Raw genomic sequence first — 21136 nt, 5'->3', positions numbered from 1 at the left:
GAGGTACACCTATGCCCACCATTCCCGTTGAAACCGGCGCAATCGTCCCAGGTGCGACCAGCTCTGTTTCGCTGGCCGATGCCGACGCCTATCACGCCGCGATGGGGAACGACTGGGATTCGACCACAGACACGGAGACGTTTGAGCAGGCGCTCATCGTCGCAGCTCGCAGCGTTGACACCCTCTGGGGTTCGCAGTTCTTGGGCTCGCTTCTGTCGGATCACCAGCCCCTGCTATTCCCCCGCACTGCTTTCCAAGACACCACGGGCCGCGTGATTGCACGCGCGGCCATACCCCGCGCCCTACGAGACGCCCAATGCGAAATTGCACTGCTGGCGCTTGCAGGCCAGGACGTCATGCCCTTCCCTGCTTCTGGGACCATCCAGAGCGAAAGCGTCTCCGTCGACGTGATCAGTCGCGACATCACCTATTCCGCCCCCAAAGCCCAAGCCGAGTATCCCGGCCTGGAGAAAGTGGCATTGATCCTCGGCCCGATCTTGCGAAAGGCAGGTGCCAACTGGCGAATCAGGGTGTGAGATGGCATTCGACTACACCCCTTTCCAGCAACTGAGCGCCAGCCAGATTCGCGAGTTTGGCGCGATCTACAAGATGAAGAAGCCGGACGGCAGCTCGGCAGGCACCGCACCGGCAGTGCTGACGAACCAGAGCAAGCGTGACGCGCAAGGCGTCATCACCGCAGAGAAGGTGATGCTTATCGCCAGCGGCACCAAGTTCACGCCCCAGGTAGGGATGTTTATGGAACACGGCAAAGACGTGTACCGCATCGAGACCATTGATGTCCTACAGCCCGGGCCTGCTGTGGTTCTCTACAAGGCAACGGTGACCGTATGAGCATCTACGAAGCACTGATTGCCCAGCTCCAGACTGTTCCTGGCCTGCCACGCCAACAGCTTACGAACCAGCCATTGATCCAGCCCAAGGCGAACGAGCAGTGGGTGCGCCCTACCCTCCTTCGCGCAGAGAGCACGACCGGAGCCATCGGCCGCGACGGCTACTTGATCGAGCAAGGGACGCTGCAGATCGACCTATTCACCCCGAAAGGATCGGGCGATGCATCGGCATTGCTCGCAGACATCCGCGCGGCATTCAATGAACGCGGTAGCTCGCTGTCCGTAGACGGCAGGCAACTGCGCATCACCAAAGCCTGGATCGGCAATGCCATTGAAGACGGGGCGTGGTTCAAGACCTCTGTCTACGTCAGATGGGAAAGAAATGAACGCTGAGGGCGTTCCGTAAATAAGAAAAACAATTGAGGTAAACCCAATGCAATACACAGCAACCGGCTCCAATCGCCGCATCTCCTTCGCGCAGGTCGCTGGTTCGCCAGCAACCCCAAGCATGACTTCCCTGCCCGTGCGCTCCTTCGCAGTGGCCGAGTCACGCGAAACCATCAACGATCCATCCATCACTGGCTACGGCGTGGCCAGCAAGACACGCCTGGGCAATCGCTCCGTTGCGGGCAATGTGGTTGTGTCGTACAAGCCTCGTGTCACCGACCCCTGGTTGGAATCGTTCTTCGGCAACTCCTACGCAAACAACGTGATCACGAATGGCAAAGAGAACGTGCCGATCCTGTTTGAAGACACCCAGACCGATGCAGCGACTCCCTACAGCTACTCGTACCACGACTGCTTCGCCAACACGCTGAACCTCAACATCAGCGATGGCAACGGCTCCACTCTAGAGTTCGGCTTCGTGGGCGTGGACTTCAAGACCAACACCACCTTGCTGGACAGCACCCCCACTCCAGCGACGGATCATGATCCCTACGTCCACCTGGATTGCGTGTTCAAGATGGGCAGCACCGTCATCGGCTACATGACCTCGTTCAGCTTCGCTGGCACCCGCAACCTGACGGCCAACAACGTGTTGGGCAGCAAGCAGGCATACAGCATCACAAAGGGCAACATGGGACTGACCGGCACGTTCACCGTGCTCGCGAAAGACAGCGCGATGATGACCCGCTACTTCAACGAGACCCGTGAGCCCCTGGTGGTTGAAGCTACGAACGGCACGTTCAAGGATGTGTGGACCATCCACAACCCGCTGTTCACTGCGGTGAGCACGCCCCTCGACAGCGATGGCGCCACGATCCAGACAGTGAACTGGGTGGGCGATCCGACTGCGGATTTCAAGGTGCTGAGTCACCAGCGAGTTGATCTGTAAGGAAAGAATGAGGGGGACTTGCAGTCCCCTTTTTCGTATCAGCGCATGACCGCAGAAGAGTTCATGAAAGCGTTCATCCAGGCCCTGGGCGAGGAGACTTTCCAGGTAATGCATGACCGCACACCAATCGACACAGGCAAAGCCAGGAAGGGCTACAGCCTGAAAGTAAATACCGATGGCTTCGACGTGACCAACTACGAGGATCACATCGTTGCCCTAGACGAGGGTCATTCCCAGCAAGCACCGCAGGGCATGAACCAACTGACACTCCAAGAGATGCCCAGCATCGTAGAGCGAGTGCTAGCCAAGCTCCCAAAACAATAAAAACATCATGATCATTGCATCCCTGAAGGAACTACGCCCTGTTCCGTCCACGCTCCAACTCAAGCACCCGATCACGGGTGAGCTGGTCTTCACCGGCGACAACGAACCTCTGACCATCACCATGGTTGGCCAGGACAGTACGCAAGTCTTCGACGAGGTACTGCTCAGCGCCAAGCGCCGCGCGGAAGCGGGCGAGCATGGCAAGACAACCGAATTCGACATCGCGGAGCGCCACAGCTTCATCACGGCGGCAATCACTGGCTGGAGCCACGACGACTTCTTCGGAGGCAAGTTCAGCAAGAAGAAGATCGCCGAGTTTGTCCGTGATCCCGAGAACGCTGCGCTGGTCGGCCAGATCGAAGTGCACCTATTGGAACGCGCCAATTTTTTCGCGAAGTAACCGATCAGCTGTGCATGCAGCTACGCCACGCCGTGGCGGTACATCACGACCACGGCAGCGGCTCGCGTTGGAAGTCGGTGCAAACGCCCGCACGTCTGGAGAAGCGTGATCCCCTGGAGCTGATCGCGGAGATGTTCCCCGAAATCCCTCAAGTTACGGCCCGTGTTCCAGATGAGTACATGTACGTGATGGGCCTCTTCAACGACCTGCACCAGCGCAGGGACGAAGGCATGAACGGGGCACGACTGATTACGTATCAACAGATCGAAGCGTACGAGCGCTTCAACGACTTTCGCCTCAACAGGTGGGAGCGAAAAACGATAGTGAAGCTGGACGAAGCATGGGCGGAGCAGATGGCTATTGAAAGAAAGGCAAGCAACAAATGAGGTGAGGGAATGAGCAACTTCTCAAGCATCGCGGAGCTGAGGCTCAGCGTAGTCGGAGGCGACAAGCTTCTGGAAACGTCCAGGGAAATGGACAAGGTCACAACTAAGACCCGCGAATACAACAAAGAGACGGCAAATACCAGTGCAGCCCAACGAAGGGCCGAATCGGACGCAGACAAGTTCCTCCGCAAGCTGAGGGAACAGGCCGATGCGGTCGGCAAAACCAAGGTGGAGCTTCAGACCATGCGCGCTGCGCAACTGGGCGTTGCCAACGACGCGAAGCCCATGTTGGACAAGCTCGCAGAAGCACAGAAGAAGTCCGTGAGCTTCAAGGACACACTTGCGAATCTCACGGGTGAGATCAAGGGCCTTTCGGGTTCCTTCGCCAACGTAGCCACCGGCGGCGCGTCTGCAGGCGAAGGCATCGCATCAGCAAGCACTGCACTTCGCGGCCTTGGCCCGGTTGCCATGGCGGCAGGAGCGGGAGTTGCAGCCATCGCGGCTACCTTCGCGGCATTTCTGGTCGTCGGTGCAGCGGTAGCAGCCGTTGCGGCAGCGATCACCCTCAAGGTTGCCGGCGCAGCCGCTGCAGTTGACGACCTGAGCAACGAGACAGGTATCGCCGCAGAGCGCTTGAGCTTGCTCCAAAGTTTGGCAGCGGAAGGCGGCAGTTCCTTTGAAGCCTGGAACCAGGCGGCGACAGGACTGGCCACCAAGCTGGCGAAGCAGGACGAGGAAAGCGGCAAGGTCGCCCTGGCCTTAAAGGAGCTGGGTGTTTCGACCAAGGATGCCAACGGCGAGCAGAAAACCCACATCGAGTTGATGCGCGAGGTGGTGGTTGCAGCGGCCAATCACAAAGACGCAGCGAAGGGTCAAGCACTTGGATTGGTTGCCCTGGGCAGTGAGTACAACAAGCTCAAGACCTCAGTGCTGGAAGCCGACGAGAAGCAGAGCCGCATGTACGACACCATGAAGAAGACGGGCCAGCTCATGAGCACGTCCTTGGCAAAGCAAAGCGGCGACTTCATGGACAAGATCGACCACCTCAAAGGCGCCTTCATGGGCATGGCCCAGTCCATTGCCACCACGGTTCTTCCCTACCTGGATAAGTTCCTTGGCAAGATCGTGTCAGCAGCCCAGACAGCGGCCTCCATCATCCGCAGGTTCACTGGCAACAGCACCGCTGCGGAGCTTTCCGGCGAGGCTGCTGCCAAGGCAAGGGGTGATGTCGCGGCATCAACCGCAGCCATCGCAAAGATGGAAGCCTCGCCCATGCACACGCAGGGAGGCGACAGCCAAGCATTGAAGAACGAGCGCGCGAAGCTCGCTGCGGCGCAAGAACGACTGCGCGAAGCAAACAAGCTCAATGACGCCGCAGTGCGCGGCGAAGCTGATGCGACGGCTCTGGCTCTCAAAGGCGACCCATCGGCAGAGAACAAGGTGGGCGGCGGCGTCGTGGGAAAGCCAGACAAGGACAAAGCCACGAAAGAGAAAGACCCATACAGCGACTGGATGGACAAGACCCGCTTGGGCACATCCGAAGCCATTGCAGAACTCAACAACGAGGAGAAGCTCAACAGTGCCCAGAAGGACCGCGTGAAGTTCCTCGATGAGATCGCATCGGGCAAGCTCAAGATCACGGAGATTCAAAAGAACGAGTTCCTGGCCGCCAATTCGCTACTTGCACTTGCACAGCAAGAAGCCAAGGAGCAGCAAGCCAATGCAGAGGGCGAGAAGAAGAACGCAGTTGAGCAGGAAGCACGCGACAAGCGCCGCATTGAGTTGGAGAAGGCCAGGGCCGACATCCTCACCGGCTTCCGCGATAAGGGCTTGGAGAACATCGCCACGCAGGAGCGTGAACTCACACAGCAGGGCCTGACAACTCGCGAGATCAAACTCCAGAACGACTTGCACCAGATCGAGCTTGACCTCAAGAAGACCATTCACGACCTCACGAAGGACATTACGAACGAGGAAGAGAAGGCGGCCATCGCTACTAAAGCCAGGGCCGAAGCCAACGACCTCATTGCATCGCGCAAGGGTCTTGAGTCCAAGTTCGCAGCCAAGGATGGCGATGGAACTGCTGGCTTCCTGCAAGGCTTGAAGAAGTACGCAGGCGAGGCAAAGACCACCTTCGAGGTCATGGAAGAGGCTGGCACGCGCGTTGCTGGTACCTTGGAAAACGCCTTCTCCAACATGGCGCGAACTGGTCGGCTCTCCTTCGCAGACATGGCGCGCAGCGTGATCGCTGACCTGGGTGCGATCTTCGCCAAGATGGCAATCACAGGTCTCTTCAAGTGGATCATCGGCGGCGTGATGGGCGCTGCGACCTCTGGGACGAGCACCAATTCCATGTACAGCCTCAGCAGCGGCAGCACAAGCTCCATCGGGTTGAAGTTCCCTGGTCGTGCTGCAGGCGGTCCCGTGTCAGCAGGGCAAACCACGTGGGTGGGCGAGCAAGGGCCGGAGCTGGTGAAGTTCGGCGCAAGCGGTAGCGTCGTCCCCAACCATCAGCGCAGCTCCACGGAGAGCAGTGGCGGGGTCACAAACCACATCACTGTCACTGTGCAGGGTGGAACAACAAACGAAGAGACGGGAGCCATCGTCGCACGCGCAGTTGCGGAAGCACTGAAGCAAGTGCCCGGCATCGCGGACTCGCGCATTGCCACACAACGACGTCCAGGCGGCATCAGCAATCCCCTGGCCGCTCGCGCGTTCTAACTAAATACCGGGACCGAGGTGCAAAGCCTCTGGTTGTGAGCACACCTCACAACCATTCCCCAATGACCTGCGCTCGCAGGAGGTTCCCATGGCACTACAAACACTACCCTTTCAAGACAGGGTCTCGCAAAGCTCTACCCGCAACAGGACACAGAAGATTCTGTATGCGGAGTACCAGGGCGCCGAGCAAGTCTTTCCGCTTGGCTACAACAGCCAGCGAGACATCTGGTCCGCAAGCATCAAGCATCTGGACGACACGGAGCAGGCCACGATGTGGAACTTCGTGAACTTCCACGGCTATACGGAAGCGTTCCTGTTCAAGTCTGCATACGACGCTGCTCCTCGGCAATACCGCTTCGTTGCCGACTCCGTGACAGCTTCGCACGACAACGGGCTGACTTCGTTCACTTTCCAGCTCAGGCAGGTGTACGCATGATCACCCAGCAACTTGCTCAGCAACTTCAAGACACCTCCAGCACCTTCGGGTACGTGGAGTTCTATGTCCTTGACCTGACCCGCTTGGGCGGTGGTATCCACCGCTTCACCCCGCATGCCGTGGCTCCTGCGGGCGTGACATGGCGCGGCGAGACCTACATCCCCATGCCCATTTCCACATCAGGCTGGGACATTTCCGGCACAGGCGCCCTGCCCCGCCCGATGCTCAAGATCAGCAACGTTCATCGATTGCTCCTCGCAGAGGTCATCGGCTTGGGCGATCTGGTGGGCGGCAAGCTGACCCGATACCGCACGTTTGAGAACTACGTGGATGGCAATGTCAATGCCGATCCCAACGCGTTCCTTCCCCCGGACAAGTTCCTGATCGAGCAGCTTGTCGAACACACACCCACGGAACTTACGTGGCAAATGACATCCGTCCTTGACCGCTTCGGCATGCAGCTACCTCGCAGACAAGTGCTCAAGGACGCTGGCTTCCCCGGCGTAGGCCGACTGAGGTAACAAATGAACATCACAGAAAAAGCGTACCAAGACTTCAGGGCGCACGTCCTTGAGGCGTACCCCCATGAGGCCTCGGGCCTCATCGTCAAAGGCCGGTACATCCGCAGCAACTACGAGACGGCCAATCCGGGAAACCAGTTCCAGATTGACCCGGTGCTTCTGGTCAAGCACGAGAAGCACATCCAGGCGGTCTTGCACAGCCACCCCCACAAGCTGACCGACCAGCTCACCTACGACCCCAGGTGGCCGTCCGAGGCAGACATGCAGTGTTGGATGCAGGGCCGCGTCCCTTGGGGCATCGTGTCTACGGAGGGTGAGACGGTCAGCGACATCCTTTGGATGGACGACAGCGTGATACCTCCGCTTCTGGGCAGGGAATACGTCAACGGACTGGCGGATTGCTACGCAGTGGCGCGCGACTACTACCGCCTACAAGGTCATGACATTCCCAACCTCCCACGCGGCATGGACTGGTGGGAGCCGAAGACTAATCCGGTTACCGGCGAAGTCACACCGCCCCGAGACATTCTGCTGGAGAACTACAAGGCGTTTGGCTTCGTGGAAATCAAAGAGAAGGAAGCGCGCGTCGGCGATGCAGTGTTGATCCGAGTGCGCGCCCAGGTGGTCAACCATTCCGGTGTCATCACTGGCGAAGACGAGCTGACGCATCACGTGTTCCGAGGCCTAAGCCGCACCGACTCGCTCAGCCACTGGAAGCGCTTCGTGGTGAAGTACCTGAGGTACCAGCCATGAAGATCCACCTGATTTCATCCCTGGCAAAGAAGTTCGGCGCCGTGCCCATCGAAATGCACGTGTCGAGCCCCATGCAGATGTTCCGTGGCTTGGAATGCAACGTTGACGGCTGGGAAGCCGAGATGCGAAGCCTCGCGCAAGCCGAAGAGGTGATGCGCATCGTAGTGGGCAACGGCACGGACGACGGCTACAGGAACGTGAATCCCAATTTCTTGAACGCCCCGTTCGATGAGGACGTGACCGATGTGTACATCGTTGCTTCAGTGAACGGCGGGGGCATCGAAATCGGCGCCTTCACCTTCATGGGCCTGCAAGGCTATGCGGCGGTCGCAGCCTATGTGGTGTTCAACATCGCAGTTGCAGTGGTCGTCGGTGCGATTACCCAAGCACTGGCCCCCTCCCCCGACTCAAGCGGTGGCAGCGAACGCCCGGAAGAGCGCGGCAGCTTCATCTTCAACGGCCCAGTGAACACCACTGTGCAAGGGGCACCAGTCCCGCTCGTCTATGGCGAATGCCTGACCGGAAGCGTCGTAATGAGCGCAGGTATCTACGTGGAAGAAATGATCAGTTAACCGAGAACAGCATGGCAACGAACAAGAACAACAAGCCACTCATTCCCCAGGAAATCAAAGGCGAAGGCGGCAAAGGCGGTGGTGGTGCACGCAGTCCCATCGAAGCAGAAAACACCCTGCGCAGCGCTGCCAACGTCCGCGTCCTGGAATTGATCAGCGAGGGCGAGATCGAGGGTCTGGTCAACGGCCTGGAGAGCGTTTACCTCAACGACACTCCAGTTCAAGCGCAAGACGGAAGCATGAACTATCCGCGCGTGGTTTGGGACGAGCGCTTCGGCATGCCTTCCCAGTCCCCAATGCCGGGCTTCCCGAGCACCGAATCCGAGAAGGCAGTCAACACGGAAATCACAACTGCGCTGTCGCCGTCTAAGGCCACGAGCGAGGCCAACATTGATGCGGTGCGATTAACCATAGCGCTACCCAACGGCCTGAACCTTCGCGACGACAAGACCGGCGACCTCAACGGCAACACTGTGACCCTCGCAATCGACAGGCGCTCTCAGGGCGGCACATGGCAACAGGTGGGCGGCCAACTGGTCATCGAGGGCAAGGCAACACGTGCCTACGAGAAAACCTACTACGTCGCGCGTCCCAATACTTCAAACGGCATCTGGGAAGTCCGAGTGCGACGCCTCACCCCAGACTCCACCAGCACCCTCGACATCAGCGCGACGGTCTTCAGCCGCATCACGGAAATCAACGAAGTCCAACTGGAGTACGCCAATTCAGCCTATGTGGGCTTGAGCGTTGACGCCGAGAGCGTGGGCGATTCAATCCCTCATCGCTCCTACTTGGTGCGCGGCATCAAGTGCGCAATTCCCCAGAACTACAACCCACTGACCCGCCAGTACACGGGGACTTGGAACGGTGCATTCAAGTACGAGTGGACGAACAACCCGGCGTGGGTACTGTTCGATTTGCTGACCAACAACCGCTACGGTCTTGGTGGGGACGACCTCACTGAAGACGATGTGGACAAATGGAGCTTCTACCGTGCGGCCAAGTACAACGATGAGCTGGTACCTGACGGCAGCGGCGGCCACGAACCTCGCTTCACGTTCGACAGCCCCATCACGGTGCGAGGCGAAGCGTACAAGCTCCTGCAAATGGTCGCTGGTGCAATGCGCGCCATGATCGTTTTCAGCGGCGGTCTCATCACCCTTTGCCAGGATCGTCCCGGCGAACCGGTGAAGCTGGTCAGCAACAGCAATGTGATCGGTGGAAAGTTCACCTACAGTAGCTCCGCGAAAGGCACGCGGTACACCGCAGCCAACATCACGTGGAACGACAAAAACGACCGCTACCTGCCAAAGGTCTACACCTTGGAGGACGGCACCGCTTTCGACAAGTACGGCTACAACCTCACGGAAACCGCTGCCTACGGAGCCACCTCGTTGGGGCAGGCCATGCGCGCAGCAAAATGGACGCTCTACACCGCTCAGAACCAGGACAGCATCGTTTCGTACGAGACATCCCTCGCTCAGTTCGATCTCAAGATCAACGACATCATCAAGGTGTATGACGAGTTTTACACCAGCCAGGCAGGCCAGGGGCGCATCGTTTCAGCAACCACCAACAGCGTGACGCTGAATCAGCCCGTGACGATCACTGCCGGGTCCAAGATCGACATCGTGGTCCCAGCGGGTGAGGCTGCACCCGGCGAGGCCGCCGGGCCTCTCCAGTACGTCACCATGAACGTGACCAATCAGGCCGGCTCCCACACAGTCCTAAATCTCAGCAGTAGCTTTGCGGTTGTGCCCAAGCCCGGAGCGTCGTTCATGGTGACCAGTGCAATCTCGCCTCGTCTTTTCCGAGTGCTGCGCATCAGCCAGGATTCGCCGGGCATCATGAAGGTCGAAGCGGTTTTCCACGACCCAGCCAAGTACGCCTATGTGGAGAATGGGCTGGTGACCACGCCGCCAGTCTATGGTGGCGGCGGCATCCCCGGTTCCTTGTCCAAGCCCCGCAATCTCCAGGTTCAACCCACGGCAAGCGTTTTCGAGGGCCGAGTGCAGCGCAACCTAGTCCTAAGCTGGGACGCACCCCAGACAGGCACCGTCAGCAGCTACATAGTCAAGCACAGATACAACAACGGCTCGTACCGGACTGTCACGGACATCAGGGCACGCACCTTCGATCTCAACAACGTAGAGGCCGGCCTGTTCGACTTCTCGGTCCAGGCCATGGGCGTCAACAGCAAGGTAGGCCCTGCGGAAAGCATTCAGTACACCTACAACCTGGATGGCGTGGGCACGTCCGCCCTTGACCCGGTCACTACCCTGCGTGTGGTGGGCGGCGGCACTGAGTTCTATGACGTGGACTTGAACTTTGAGTTCATGAACCCACTGAGCAATCGCACCAAGCCCGTGCAGCTCAAAGACTTCGAGATCCAGATCTGCAGGCCTGACACGCAGGCCGTGCTGCGCACCGCGTATGTACCAGCAGTAGCGCCAGGGTCGATGACCAGCTTTGCCTACACCTACACCTTGAACAGCGCGGACACTGGCGGCCCTCGCCGCTCCGTATTGGTGAAGGTGCGAGCACGCGATGTACAGAACAACGTCAGCGGTGCCACCACTGCGACCTTCTCCAACAGCCCGCCCGCGACAGTGCAGAACTTCTACTCGGAGGCGCTGTACATCGCGACCAACCTCACTTGGACTGCCAATAGTGAGAAGGACTTGCAGGGGTATCACATCTGGCGTGCCAGCACTCCCAACTTCATCCCCTCGGAGTCCAACCACATCTCATCGGGCTTGGCGACCAGCCTCCACACCCCTGTTCCAGCGGGCGTCACCTACTACTACAAAATCGCTGCGTACGACAAGTTCACACCCACAACCGATCGCTCAGGCAACGGGTTGAACTTCGCCATTGCGAGCAGCACTGGCCAGAAAGCTCCCGCGGGCGTCCCAGGTGGTTACGGCCTGCCTACCAGCGGCAACGTCAACGGCGACACTTTCTTCAACATCCCAGACAACCGCCTCTACACCTATAACAACGGCACGTGGAAGGGTGTAGGCATCTTGACCGGCAGCTCGTTCCCATCGCAGAACAACGCCGATGGGGATCTGTTCGTCAGCACGAACGACAACAAGCTTTATCGCTACGGCGCAAGTGGATGGACTGCCATGGTCCCGACAGTCCCAGCGGTCAGCATTCAGGGCCAGCTTACTAGCAGCCAAATTGCCTCCATCGAAGTAGCGAAGTTGACCGGCAAGCTGGGTAGCTACTCCGAGCTGTTCTCAGGAAAAATCTTCGCGGCTGACATCTATGCAGGAACATTGACCGGTAACCAGATGGCCGCGAACACCATCACGGGCAACTTGATGGCAGCGAACTCCGTCACCAGCAGCTCGATCGCCGCGAATGCGGTCACGTCAGCAGCAATCGCAGCCGATGCCATTACTGCGGGCAAGATTCAGGCGGGTTCCATCGACTCGTATCACATCCTCGCGAACTCGATCACTGCAGGCAAGATCGCCGCGTACTCTATCGGCGCCACGCACATGCAGGCGAACACCATTACGGCAGGTTCCGGAATCATCGGGGCGCTCGCAGTGGACAGCATTCAGATTGCCAACGGTGCCGTCTCAACGGTCTACAGCTCAACGAGCAGCGGGTCATACACCAGCTTGACAGCCTATGTGCCCCCCAATGCTCGGTCGTTCACTGCAATGGCTTTCTATGGCGTAGCGATCAAGCGCATCAACCAAGCTGGGGAAAAAGGTCCAGAGATCGAGTACTACTACACGTCGCCTGCATACGGGAACATCACAGGCAGCGGGGGCGAAGTGACCAACGGTTTCGGTGCTGCCGCTTGGTCGTACTCCGATCCACCGTCTCAGTACTACTCGGTAGCTGCCCAGCGCTTTGGATCAGACACTGGCGTGTATCGCGGTAGTCTGACCCTGGTGGTCATCGTGACGCACAAGTAAATACGCGATGCCTAAATTCGCAATACACAACAGCGACGGGGACATCCTGAGGATGATTTCCTGCCCCGTAGAACACATCGCACGCCAAGTTCAAGACGGTGAGCAGTACCTTGAATGCGAAGCCCATGACTGGGATCGCATTGACATGGAAACCATGCAGGTGATTCCCATGCCCGAGCCGGGCGTCATCGTTGACGAGTCCCCAGCCTACGTCCAGCAGCGGCGCGCGCTTTACCCGTCAGTGGAGTCGCAACTCGACCTGCTGTACCACGCAATGGATCGCGGCGAGATTCCCAAGGCCGAGGCGTTTTTCAACACCCTGAAGACGATCAAAGAAGCTGTACCCAAGGACGGCACGACCGGCCCAACCATCATCTACGAACTGGGCGAACTGCCTGACGAGGGTAAGGAATGACAGGTACTCCATCACGCTCAGAATGGACAGTGAAGACGCCAGCTAACGGGGTTGAGATCACGGTCGAAACCCACAAGGTCTTCGGCTGGAAGGTGCAACGTCACCTAATGCCCACCGGCTCTCAGATGGTCACCACGTCCACCAAAACGGTCGCGCGTAGCCGCACTCCCAATCGCGCCATGTACGTGGCGGGCCGCTGCTCAGTGGTCAATGACGGGGTCGCATTGGATGACCGCGTGCCGGGCCTCTACACGCAGGAACGCCCTGACCACCCTGCGGGAACTTCGTTCGTCACCGCGTTGGAGGACACGGAGTTCTGGTGCTTCAACTACTACTTGAACCGCAATGCTCTCCCGAGCTTGTGTCCCATTCGACTGGCGACCGGCGAGACCCTTCAGCTAAGTACGGGCGAACTCCTGTTCGTCATGAAGGGAACAGTAGGCCAGCTCAAAGGCACAATGACATTCATCCCAGATGCGGACATGGAGCTAGAGGTCACTTCCGACCTCTTCGCATTCGTAATCGCACAAGGGAAAGAATGAACTATCGACAACCTCTTTGGATGATCAGCATTGGCCACCTGTTGGGCCTTGCCTGTATGGCACTCGGCATCACCGCTTTGGCACTGGGCTGGGCTGCGTGGCAGTGGATTCTGCTGTGGCCGGTCTTCCACGTCCTCGACTCGCTCATGCTGAGCGTCGGCCTTCACCGCTACTTCAGCCACGCTGCCTTCAAGACATCGCGGTTTTGGCACCGCTTCATGACGTGGTACTCAGTGTTGCTGCTCAATGGCTCGCCACTTGGTTGGGCTACCGCGCACATCACACACCACGTACACAGCGACACTGATCGCGATCCCCATCTTGCTGTACCCAGCTACCTGATCTGGAAGCGCTACCGCAACGTCCCGATGATCAAGAAGCGACTGCGCAAGCTCGCCAGTGATCCCGACATCGCCTTCGTGCACCGCTATGGGCAACTGCTGTGGGTCGCCTTCGCGATCATCACGCTCGCAATCTCGTGGAAGCTCTTTGTATTCGGCTACGGCATGGCGCTTGGCAGCGTCCACCTGATCGGTGGCCTGCATCAGGTCATCAGCCACAAGAACAACGCTCCGCGTGATCTGCCATGGCTGGAGTTCCTACTTCCTGCAATGGGCGAGTGGATGCACAAGAACCACCACGATCACGGCGGCCGCAAAGACATGCGGTTTGCGTGGTGGCACCTCGATCTGGGCTACCTGTTCATTCGACTCATCGAGAAGAAGCCGGTCAAGTGAACCTCTACTAAGGGCCACCAATAAATACCCCACAGAGGGTATTTCTATGGCTCAAACATACGACATCAGCATCGACCAAGGTGCTGACTTCATCGTCTCATTCGACTTCAGTCCGCGCGACCTCACGGGCTGCACTGCTCGGTTTCAGGCACGACAGGACTTCGACTCGAAACAACCGGTTCTCTCGGGCACTTCTCCCGGGATGCTGACCATCTCTGGCCCCCATTTGCAGTTCCACGTGCCCGCGAGCGCATCGACTGCGATCCCATTCAAAGGTGAGGTGCTTGACTTGGTGTACGACTTGGAAGTGGTCTGGCCGAACAGCCTTGTCGAACGAATCGTGCAAGGGGCAATGACGATCAACCGTGAGGTGACCAGGTAATGGCAGACAACATCATCATCAAAGAGAAGGAAACACAGGTAGTCAAAGTCGCCACCGGCATCGTTGGTCCGAAGGGTGAGACAGGCGCAGTAGGGCCAATCGGTGCGACCGGGCAGGTTGGTCCGAAGGGCGACACTGGCGAGGCAGGCCCTCAGGGCGTTCAAGGCGTGAAGGGCGATACCGGTGACACAGGCGCCCAAGGCCCAGTTGGCCTAACGGGTGCGACCGGACCTCAAGGCCCGAAGGGCGAGAAAGGGGACACCGGTGACATCGGGCTTCAAGGACCACAGGGCTACACGGGCGCGACGGGACCGAAAGGCGATACCGGCGAGCAAGGCCCCGTGGGTCCCATGGGTCCACGAGGCATTCAGGGCGTCCAAGGCGACACTGGTGCGCAGGGTCCGAAGGGCGACACGGGCGATGTCGGTCCCCAGGGCTTGCAAGGGGTTCAAGGCATCCAGGGTGTGAAAGGCGATGTGGGCGAAACTGGCCCTCAAGGCGCGACAGGTGCACAGGGCCAGCAAGGCGTGCAAGGTGAGAAAGGCGACACAGGTGACAAGGGCGATGTCGGAGATGTTGGCCCCGAGGGACCGCAGGGAGAACAAGGCCCGCAAGGTGTGAAAGGCGACACGGGCGCCCAAGGACCAGGCGGTACAGGTCCTCAAGGCCCACAGGGTGAGCCAGGTCCACAGGGTCCGAAAGGCGATACGGGCGCACAAGGCCCAGGTGGCACCGGTCCGAAAGGCGACACAGGTGAAGCCGGCCCGCAAGGGGTGCAGGGCTTGCCGGGGGCAAAGGGAGACACTGGCGCAACCGGTCCAGCCGGTGAACAGGGACCGCAAGGCCTCAAGGGCGACAAGGGTGATGCAGGCGAAGTTGGACCCACGGGTGGAACCGGTCCCGCCGGCGCCGATGGTGCTGCTGGGCCCCAAGGACCGAAGGGGGACAAAGGCGATGTAGGAGACACTGGGCCTGCAGGCCCAACAGGTCCAGCCGGTGACACAGGCGCAGCGGGACCACAGGGCGTAGCCGGACCGAAGGGAGACAAAGGCGATACAGGCGATCAAGGCCCTATCGGCCTAACAGGCCCACAGGGGCCCCAGGGTGACGCTGGCGCGTCCGGGACTACTGGTGCGACAGGCGCTATAGGTCCTGCTGGCGAGGCTGGTCCCGAGGGCCCGCAGGGCATCCCTGGGGATGTTGGGCCCCAAGGACCAATCGGCTTGACCGGGCCAAAGGGTGACACTGGCGACACGGGTCCACAAGGCATTCCAGGCCCAAAAGGAGACAAGGGAGACCAGGGTGAGCCTGGCCCTCAAGGTCCAATCGGTGATGGCGCTGGCGGCACATGGGACGAGCTGGACGGCAAGCCTATCGTCATTGGTGCAGGTATGACTCCTGAAGAAGCTCGCACAGCCATTGGTGCTCTGGGTGCAAGCGACTTGCTGGCCTACGCTTCCAAGAGCGTCGACAACACCTTTTATGGTGTTAACTCCTTCGCCAACCTGATCAAGATCTCCAGCGGCACTGAAGCCGCACCCGGCCTTGCCTTCTATGGTGAAGCGAACACCGGCATCTATCGTGATGACGATTGGACAGGCGGAAAGCTCCATGTGGCAATCAAGGGTGCGAAGGCACTGTCCCTTGACCCAACATACGGCGCAAACTCGTTTCTTCGCGTCACTCCGGGAACGGGTGAGATCACGGTCACTGCTGATTCCACGGCTTCATCCGCGAGCTTGAAGCTGCTCGGCAAGGGCGGCGGCACCGTGTACCTGGGCAGCACAAACGCCTATGTCTCAGGCATTGGTGCACTCACGACCGCTGGCTACTTTCAAAGCGGCGGTTCCTACTACGTGGGCTCAACCACGGCGAGCTTCTACCCCGTGGTCACGGGCACGCAGGGCTTCGCATCCGCGGAGGTCTCGGCGGGCAACTCTGGCACGGCCAAGACCATCACATGGACGACCGGGCAGAACCAGACGTTGACCCTGACTGGGAACGCCACAATCACCCTGTCCACACCGACGAATGGCGCAACCTACAAGCTGAGGCTTGTCCAGGACGCAACAGGCTCCCGCACGGTGACGTTCTCCCCTACCCCGAAGTGGGCAGGCGGGACAGCGCCCACGTTCTCCACTGCAGCCAATGCCGTTGACATCGTGACGCTGTACTGGAACGGCACCAACTACTTCGCGCAAGCGGGTATGGGGTTCGCGTGATGGAAACGACACACAAGATCCCCGGCTCGGCAGTCACCAGCGGAGGCACAACCGTCTGGCAGAACCCCACACAGATCGGCCAAGACGACAACGTCAATGCGACCATGGTTGCCAGCTCCACGGCCACCGCCAACGCGTACCTCCGCGCAACCAACTACGGCTTCGGCATTCCTGCCAACGCCCAGCTAAACGGCATTGAGGTGAAGGTTGCCAAGGCTGCGACAGGTGGCACCGCTGGACAGATCACGGACGACACAGTTCAGTTGGTCCTCAATGGCGCAGCGCAGGGGAGCAACCTCGCGTCCGGGACTGCATGGCCGTCCACGGAGACTGTTGCGACCTACGGCGGCCCCGCCAACATGTGGGGCACGAATTTGAGTGCGTCGCAGATCAACAACTCGACGTTCGGAGTACAGCTCAGGGCAAAGGGCAGCGATGCGGCAAGTACCAGCACAGGTGAGACTTCACCGGCAACCGCGACACAGGACACATCTCAATCTTTCTACGCGGCCTGGACCAACCTCAACAACGTGTTGACGAGCAACAGCGCGTTCGCGACCTCTACGCTTTCAAGTACGAAGTTCTATACCGCGCCGCTTGAACTGGGTAACTTCGGCTTTAACGTTCCCTCTGGGGCGACCATTCTGGGTCTTGAAGCGAAGATCAACCGATTTCGATCAGGTGGCACGGCAGGCAACCTTATTGCTCAGGTGGGCTTTGTCAAAGGCACCGCAGCCTCAAACACCTACTTCAGCGACTACAAGGCTGATAGCACGGCATGGCCTACGGTGGCGACCACTGCGACGTTCGGCGGCCCTACTGACCTTTGGATCACCACGGACTCGCCGGGACCGATCTCCCCAGCCGTAGTCAACGCCAGCGATTTCAAACTCAGCTTCTTTGTCTCGGAAAGTGCTGGTGGAACGGTGAACAGAACAGCCAATGTGGACTGGGTCACGGTCCGGGTCTACTACGCCGCCCCTGCTAGTGACCGCACGGCGGCTGTGGATCAGGTCACGGCCAAGGTTTACTACACGGAAGCGACTACTGGCGTATCGGGTAGCAGCGCACTGTTCTGGGCGTTCCCATAGCGCGTAAATAGCTGCATGACAGCAGCAGTAACACCCCAACCTCTAGGCCTCGCGAACGTGCTTGAAAAGGCAGATCCTACGAAGCACACCGCCCACGCGTGGGCTATTGCGGCGAAGCAAGCCTACATCGCGGAAGCCATTCCCGAGCTACCTTGCAATCGCAAGACGCGCCCGATCCACATCAGCGTAGCGCGCGAACAAATCCGCGCCCTGCATGCCCAGGGCATCAGGGTGAACTGCCAATAACAACAAAGGAACCCCAATGACCGCAATCAAAGCAATTCTCTTCGGCGACTCAGGCGCGTATGGCGCGATGAGCGACCCCTTGGACCCCAGCGTCACGCGCCTCGCCACACCACCAGCGACCACGCTCAACGACAACCAAGACGTCTTCGACTTCTGCTACGACTACTCCAGGGGTGGTGCAAGCTGGGAGGCGTTTTTCTCCTCTGATCCGGCAAGGCGCGAAGCAGCGGGCTTGCCTGGAGGTGTGACGTTTGCCAACCTGCTCACGACCACCGACGCGGGCGCAATCCTGTTCTGCCTGGGTGGCATCGACCATTCAAACTTGCCGATCATTGCCAACTCAGTCAAACAGGCGGCGACGATGTGCCAAGCAGCAGGCAAGCACTTCGCATTCGTTGGTGTCGCCGAAATCAATGCCTCGGCCTCGCACACTTGGGACAACCTAGGTGAGCCGGATTTCTACGCCTCGGAAAACTTGCGCACCGTCGCAAAGATCGCATCCGCGAACGAGATGCTGAAGCAAACGTGCCTGCATGAGGGCTACCCGATGATCGATGTGCGCTCTCTGGTTCCAGTCACGGACTGGGGCAATGTCACGGGCGACATCATCCACCCTACCCAGGCGTACAGCACCGCAGTGTTCACGCGCGTGGCTCACGGCATCGCGGGAACCGCCTGAAGTTGTTGTTTCAAACAACAAGTTCCCAAGGCCGTGTCCATGCTGCCCCGTCGAACCTATACAGCTTCTGATCTGAAGTGCAGAGAAACCAGTCCCCGGCCTGCATGCCGTGCGTTGGCAGTGATGGGCCTTGATGAGGGCCCGTTGGCTTCCATCCGGCATTGAAGTGGTACAGCTGGCCTTCGCCAAGGTGGAAGAAGGTGTCACCATAACTGGCGTGGGGTGGCAAAGCGTTGCCACCTGGGCAGGGTTTGGAGTAGGAGTTTTTCATCCCTGTACTTACCCCGCTGTTCAGCCCCTGGAAAGACCGGAAGCTAAATAGATTTGAAGAAGCAATGATCAAGATTGCGCGACAAAGTTTTCGCTGTGTGTAGGTTCAGATACATACAAACAGCACCCGAAACCCCGTAATGCTTGATCCATTACGGGGTTTCATTTTTCCCCCTTGATCGTTGCTTTACGTGATCCTGATCGCAGGACAGCCAGAAGTATGAAGCAGCGAACTACGCGACTGTTTGACATACAAGATGCAGCAATGCATCGCGCAACCCAGGGGCAGTCAGTGGCCTGGGCAAAGTGTGGAGCGATCCACAGTGCAACACGAACTACCGGGCTTCCGAGCATCCAAGTAGATCACTGAACGGGCTACAGCAAGAGCTACCCGCAGAAGAGGATGTGTTTGTGGCGAACTTCCCTGAAATGAGTTTTCGTTTCTGCCATGGGGAAGAGGATTAAGGAATACCTTTGATTTTTAAATCATTTGTTGTTCGTTGGTCAACACGGAGTACGCGGAAGCGAACGATGTGTTGACTCTGACACTTTAGTGTCTGATGCGATACCAAATGCTTTACAAATAGGTGTTCCGCTATCTTGCTAGCGCTTTGCGCAAATCTATGCTTCGCAATTCACCGCGATTCCTCGCGAAACACCTGCTCCTTACGTCGCTCGATACCTGGGCTCGCGCTGCTCCCCAGGTATCGAGGGCTCACGCGCTGTCACCACCTGACGGTGGCTCCGGTCGCGCATCGCGATTTCTCGAAAGCGAGTTCTGGGTGAAGTCAGAGGTACTTGGTTTCGCAGATTGCTGGTGAGTTACAGCGGCGATTTTTGGCCGCGCGAGCGGCTAAGTAATCCTTTATTGCTAACACGGCATCTCGGCATTACCCTCTAGATCCACAAACACCCGAAGACCTATGAAATACCTTATTTGCATTGCGCTCGCGCTTTTGACCGGTTGCGCAACACAACCCAAAGTCCTTTTAACCAAAGAAGGCGTTACCACCCAAAGCTTTACTAAAGACCTTTTGGAATGCGAATACGAGGCAAAGAAACACAGCCAGGTTCACTCCCCTGGAACCGGTTATCGAAGTGCCGTTGGCCCTGAACTGGAAAGCTTGCTGCAGAGCAATCAACGGTTCCACGAACTGACACTGATGTGCATGAAAGCTCGCGGCTACACGGAATAAATACTTTGCGCTGACTAGACATGCCCTGCATTGCACATGTGGGGTCGGCAAGCGAGCAGCGCAATCTCCCATACTCGCTTGTCGGTAAATCTCCAGATCTCCTAAAGATTAAGTGAATGTGCTGACGGGGGTTGAACACTTGCCCCCACTAAGCCCCGGTGTGATGGGGCTTTTTTACGAACTGAAAATGAAGGTTTTTCCCTGCTATCAGGTGATTATTTGACTTTTGCCGTAAATACCTGGAGCGACAAACAACCCCGCTCTAGGAGAAATAAAATGGCAAGAACTCTAGACATCATCGTTACGCGCAAGACCGCAAGAACCGTTTACTACACGCTATTCGCAGGTGGGAGGTCTGAGGAATGGCGTATTCCACCAAAAAGCACCTTTGACCACTTGGCGTTAAAGGATGGTCAGCGCTACCGCGTTGACACCGTGGATGTGTTCGTCCCTGATTATTCAAAGCAGAAATACCAGCAAGGCCAAATGAAGAAGGTCTATGACTGGGTGACAGCTACCCCCATCACCACGCAAGCGAAGCTGCAGTCAAGAACCGCTAGGCAACGGGAGGCGGCGGAGGCCATGCCCCCGATGGCCAATCCGCAATTGTTCACCTGGGAATGACGCCCGCGAAATTCGTAATAGCCTGTTCTGCCCCGTAGCGGAAAGGAATCAACTTACTTACGACCTAGAATTTTGGCCAAGGAGTCCACCCATGGCCACCAACCTACCTCGCAAACCCGCTTACAAGCCCTCCCCTCTGCAACCCTACGTGGATGCGGGAGCACCTCCCGAGATCATGCTGGAAGGCCACAAGGTGCAGCAGCGGCCCGCGCTTGTTCGCAGTATCGGGTTTGTCCTGGTTGGAGTCGCGGCGGTGGTAACGGCTGTCATCAAGCCGTTCGCACCAGAGACGGCAAAGCCTGCCACCCCAACGCAGCAAGTCGTGCAGGCTGAGGACTCGCAAAAGACCACGCCTCCATCAATCAAGGCTCCCTGAGGAGAGATTGGTCGACTTCCACGGCGTCACCATCTGGGACGACTCCTCGACCCTGGTTGCGGCTCCGGGGGCTTCTGGCTGCGGCACGAACGGCAATGCCGCACAACAAATTGACCCC

The 21136-nt window shown here is 58.5% G+C and carries 23 protein-coding genes; all 23 read left to right on the top strand.

The window, feature by feature from the left end:
* Positions 1-536: DnaT-like ssDNA-binding protein (locus ACK59X_RS34400; RefSeq protein WP_409963977.1), on the top strand; the 536-nt coding region annotated here is incomplete at its 5' end.
* 1 nt (position 537) lies between these two features.
* Positions 538-852 (top strand): hypothetical protein, encoded by a 315-nt coding sequence (locus ACK59X_RS34395; protein ID WP_409963975.1) that lies wholly within the window; start codon positions 538-540, stop codon positions 850-852.
* Positions 849-1244, top strand: coding sequence for a phage tail terminator-like protein (locus tag ACK59X_RS34390; RefSeq protein WP_409963973.1), 396 nt, complete (start codon positions 849-851; stop codon positions 1242-1244). Before ACK59X_RS34395 ends, ACK59X_RS34390 begins: the two co-directional genes overlap by 4 nt.
* 40 nt (positions 1245-1284) lie before the next feature.
* Positions 1285-2187 (top strand): phage tail tube protein, encoded by a 903-nt coding sequence (locus ACK59X_RS34385; protein ID WP_409963971.1) that lies wholly within the window; start codon positions 1285-1287, stop codon positions 2185-2187.
* A gap of 45 nt (positions 2188-2232) precedes the next feature.
* The gene (locus tag ACK59X_RS34380; protein ID WP_409963969.1) at positions 2233-2511 is read left to right on the top strand and encodes a hypothetical protein; all 279 of its coding nucleotides are present in this window, start codon (positions 2233-2235) and stop codon (positions 2509-2511) included.
* 7 nt (positions 2512-2518) lie between these two features.
* On the top strand, positions 2519-2911 hold the full coding sequence (locus ACK59X_RS34375; RefSeq protein WP_409963967.1) for a hypothetical protein: 393 nt from the start codon (positions 2519-2521) through the stop codon (positions 2909-2911).
* A 14-nt stretch (positions 2912-2925) separates the two neighbouring features.
* Complete coding sequence (locus ACK59X_RS34370) at positions 2926-3297, top strand: hypothetical protein (RefSeq protein ID WP_409963965.1); 372 nt, start codon at positions 2926-2928, stop codon at positions 3295-3297.
* A gap of 9 nt (positions 3298-3306) precedes the next feature.
* Entirely contained in the window at positions 3307-6018 is a 2712-nt protein-coding gene (locus tag ACK59X_RS34365) for a phage tail tape measure C-terminal domain-containing protein (RefSeq protein ID WP_409963963.1), read from the top strand.
* Between the two features lie 88 nt (positions 6019-6106).
* A complete protein-coding gene (locus ACK59X_RS34360; RefSeq protein WP_409963961.1) occupies positions 6107-6454 on the top strand; it encodes a hypothetical protein in 348 nt (115 codons plus the stop codon).
* Positions 6451-6975, top strand: a complete 525-nt coding sequence (locus tag ACK59X_RS34355; protein ID WP_409963959.1) for a phage minor tail protein L — start codon at positions 6451-6453, stop codon at positions 6973-6975. The genes ACK59X_RS34360 and ACK59X_RS34355 overlap by 4 nt, the downstream gene beginning before the upstream one ends.
* Before the next feature lie 3 nt (positions 6976-6978).
* A complete protein-coding gene (locus ACK59X_RS34350; protein ID WP_409963957.1) occupies positions 6979-7728 on the top strand; it encodes an NlpC/P60 family protein in 750 nt (249 codons plus the stop codon).
* The gene (locus tag ACK59X_RS34345; RefSeq protein ID WP_409963955.1) at positions 7725-8300 is read left to right on the top strand and encodes a hypothetical protein; all 576 of its coding nucleotides are present in this window, start codon (positions 7725-7727) and stop codon (positions 8298-8300) included. The genes ACK59X_RS34350 and ACK59X_RS34345 overlap by 4 nt, the downstream gene beginning before the upstream one ends.
* A gap of 11 nt (positions 8301-8311) precedes the next feature.
* Positions 8312-12238 (top strand): host specificity protein J, encoded by a 3927-nt coding sequence (locus ACK59X_RS34340; RefSeq protein WP_409963953.1) that lies wholly within the window; start codon positions 8312-8314, stop codon positions 12236-12238.
* 7 nt (positions 12239-12245) lie between these two features.
* On the top strand, positions 12246-12653 hold the full coding sequence (locus tag ACK59X_RS34335; RefSeq protein WP_409963951.1) for a hypothetical protein: 408 nt from the start codon (positions 12246-12248) through the stop codon (positions 12651-12653).
* A complete protein-coding gene (locus ACK59X_RS34330) occupies positions 12650-13195 on the top strand; it encodes a hypothetical protein (RefSeq protein ID WP_409963949.1) in 546 nt (181 codons plus the stop codon). Before ACK59X_RS34335 ends, ACK59X_RS34330 begins: the two co-directional genes overlap by 4 nt.
* Positions 13192-13932, top strand: a complete 741-nt coding sequence (locus ACK59X_RS34325; protein WP_409963947.1) for a hypothetical protein — start codon at positions 13192-13194, stop codon at positions 13930-13932. The genes ACK59X_RS34330 and ACK59X_RS34325 overlap by 4 nt, the downstream gene beginning before the upstream one ends.
* Positions 13933-13978: 46 nt before the next feature.
* Entirely contained in the window at positions 13979-14314 is a 336-nt protein-coding gene (locus tag ACK59X_RS34320; RefSeq protein ID WP_409963945.1) for a hypothetical protein, read from the top strand.
* A 1391-nt stretch (positions 14315-15705) separates the two neighbouring features.
* Positions 15706-16536, top strand: coding sequence for a hypothetical protein (locus ACK59X_RS34315; RefSeq protein ID WP_409963943.1), 831 nt, complete (start codon positions 15706-15708; stop codon positions 16534-16536).
* Positions 16536-17627, top strand: coding sequence for a hypothetical protein (locus tag ACK59X_RS34310; RefSeq protein ID WP_409963941.1), 1092 nt, complete (start codon positions 16536-16538; stop codon positions 17625-17627). The genes ACK59X_RS34315 and ACK59X_RS34310 overlap by 1 nt, the downstream gene beginning before the upstream one ends.
* 262 nt (positions 17628-17889) lie before the next feature.
* Entirely contained in the window at positions 17890-18552 is a 663-nt protein-coding gene (locus ACK59X_RS34305) for a hypothetical protein (protein WP_409963939.1), read from the top strand.
* 1193 nt (positions 18553-19745) lie between these two features.
* Positions 19746-20018, top strand: a complete 273-nt coding sequence (locus tag ACK59X_RS34300; protein ID WP_409963937.1) for a hypothetical protein — start codon at positions 19746-19748, stop codon at positions 20016-20018.
* Between the two features lie 276 nt (positions 20019-20294).
* Positions 20295-20642 carry a hypothetical protein gene (locus tag ACK59X_RS34295; RefSeq protein ID WP_409963935.1) on the top strand — a complete coding sequence of 116 codons (348 nt, stop codon included), beginning with the start codon at positions 20295-20297 and terminating at the stop codon, positions 20640-20642.
* Between the two features lie 91 nt (positions 20643-20733).
* The gene (locus ACK59X_RS34290) at positions 20734-21018 is read left to right on the top strand and encodes a hypothetical protein (protein WP_409963933.1); all 285 of its coding nucleotides are present in this window, start codon (positions 20734-20736) and stop codon (positions 21016-21018) included.
* The last annotated feature ends 118 nt before the right edge of the window (positions 21019-21136 follow it).

This window comes from Acidovorax sp. (assembly GCF_046339755.1).
Lineage (GTDB): Bacteria > Pseudomonadota > Gammaproteobacteria > Burkholderiales > Burkholderiaceae_C > Acidovorax.
The sequence above is the reverse complement of the archived record's forward strand: the minus strand, read 5'-3'. Positions and strand labels throughout refer to the sequence as shown.

What these genes read in the sequence shown, in the direction of transcription:
- ACK59X_RS34395 (WP_409963975.1), top strand. Translation starts at nt 538, where the DNA reads ATGGCATTCGACTACACCCCTTTCCAGCAACTGAGCGCCAGCCAGATT.
- ACK59X_RS34390 (WP_409963973.1), top strand. Translation starts at nt 849, where the DNA reads ATGAGCATCTACGAAGCACTGATTGCCCAGCTCCAGACTGTTCCTGGC.
- ACK59X_RS34385 (WP_409963971.1), top strand. Translation starts at nt 1,285, where the DNA reads ATGCAATACACAGCAACCGGCTCCAATCGCCGCATCTCCTTCGCGCAG.
- ACK59X_RS34380 (WP_409963969.1), top strand. Translation starts at nt 2,233, where the DNA reads ATGACCGCAGAAGAGTTCATGAAAGCGTTCATCCAGGCCCTGGGCGAG.
- ACK59X_RS34375 (WP_409963967.1), top strand. Translation starts at nt 2,519, where the DNA reads ATGATCATTGCATCCCTGAAGGAACTACGCCCTGTTCCGTCCACGCTC.
- ACK59X_RS34370 (WP_409963965.1), top strand. Translation starts at nt 2,926, where the DNA reads ATGCAGCTACGCCACGCCGTGGCGGTACATCACGACCACGGCAGCGGC.
- ACK59X_RS34365 (WP_409963963.1), top strand. Translation starts at nt 3,307, where the DNA reads ATGAGCAACTTCTCAAGCATCGCGGAGCTGAGGCTCAGCGTAGTCGGA.
- ACK59X_RS34360 (WP_409963961.1), top strand. Translation starts at nt 6,107, where the DNA reads ATGGCACTACAAACACTACCCTTTCAAGACAGGGTCTCGCAAAGCTCT.
- ACK59X_RS34355 (WP_409963959.1), top strand. Translation starts at nt 6,451, where the DNA reads ATGATCACCCAGCAACTTGCTCAGCAACTTCAAGACACCTCCAGCACC.
- ACK59X_RS34350 (WP_409963957.1), top strand. Translation starts at nt 6,979, where the DNA reads ATGAACATCACAGAAAAAGCGTACCAAGACTTCAGGGCGCACGTCCTT.
- ACK59X_RS34345 (WP_409963955.1), top strand. Translation starts at nt 7,725, where the DNA reads ATGAAGATCCACCTGATTTCATCCCTGGCAAAGAAGTTCGGCGCCGTG.
- ACK59X_RS34340 (WP_409963953.1), top strand. Translation starts at nt 8,312, where the DNA reads ATGGCAACGAACAAGAACAACAAGCCACTCATTCCCCAGGAAATCAAA.
- ACK59X_RS34335 (WP_409963951.1), top strand. Translation starts at nt 12,246, where the DNA reads ATGCCTAAATTCGCAATACACAACAGCGACGGGGACATCCTGAGGATG.
- ACK59X_RS34330 (WP_409963949.1), top strand. Translation starts at nt 12,650, where the DNA reads ATGACAGGTACTCCATCACGCTCAGAATGGACAGTGAAGACGCCAGCT.
- ACK59X_RS34325 (WP_409963947.1), top strand. Translation starts at nt 13,192, where the DNA reads ATGAACTATCGACAACCTCTTTGGATGATCAGCATTGGCCACCTGTTG.
- ACK59X_RS34320 (WP_409963945.1), top strand. Translation starts at nt 13,979, where the DNA reads ATGGCTCAAACATACGACATCAGCATCGACCAAGGTGCTGACTTCATC.
- ACK59X_RS34315 (WP_409963943.1), top strand. Translation starts at nt 15,706, where the DNA reads ATGACTCCTGAAGAAGCTCGCACAGCCATTGGTGCTCTGGGTGCAAGC.
- ACK59X_RS34310 (WP_409963941.1), top strand. Translation starts at nt 16,536, where the DNA reads ATGGAAACGACACACAAGATCCCCGGCTCGGCAGTCACCAGCGGAGGC.
- ACK59X_RS34305 (WP_409963939.1), top strand. Translation starts at nt 17,890, where the DNA reads ATGACCGCAATCAAAGCAATTCTCTTCGGCGACTCAGGCGCGTATGGC.
- ACK59X_RS34300 (WP_409963937.1), top strand. Translation starts at nt 19,746, where the DNA reads ATGAAATACCTTATTTGCATTGCGCTCGCGCTTTTGACCGGTTGCGCA.
- ACK59X_RS34295 (WP_409963935.1), top strand. Translation starts at nt 20,295, where the DNA reads ATGGCAAGAACTCTAGACATCATCGTTACGCGCAAGACCGCAAGAACC.
- ACK59X_RS34290 (WP_409963933.1), top strand. Translation starts at nt 20,734, where the DNA reads ATGGCCACCAACCTACCTCGCAAACCCGCTTACAAGCCCTCCCCTCTG.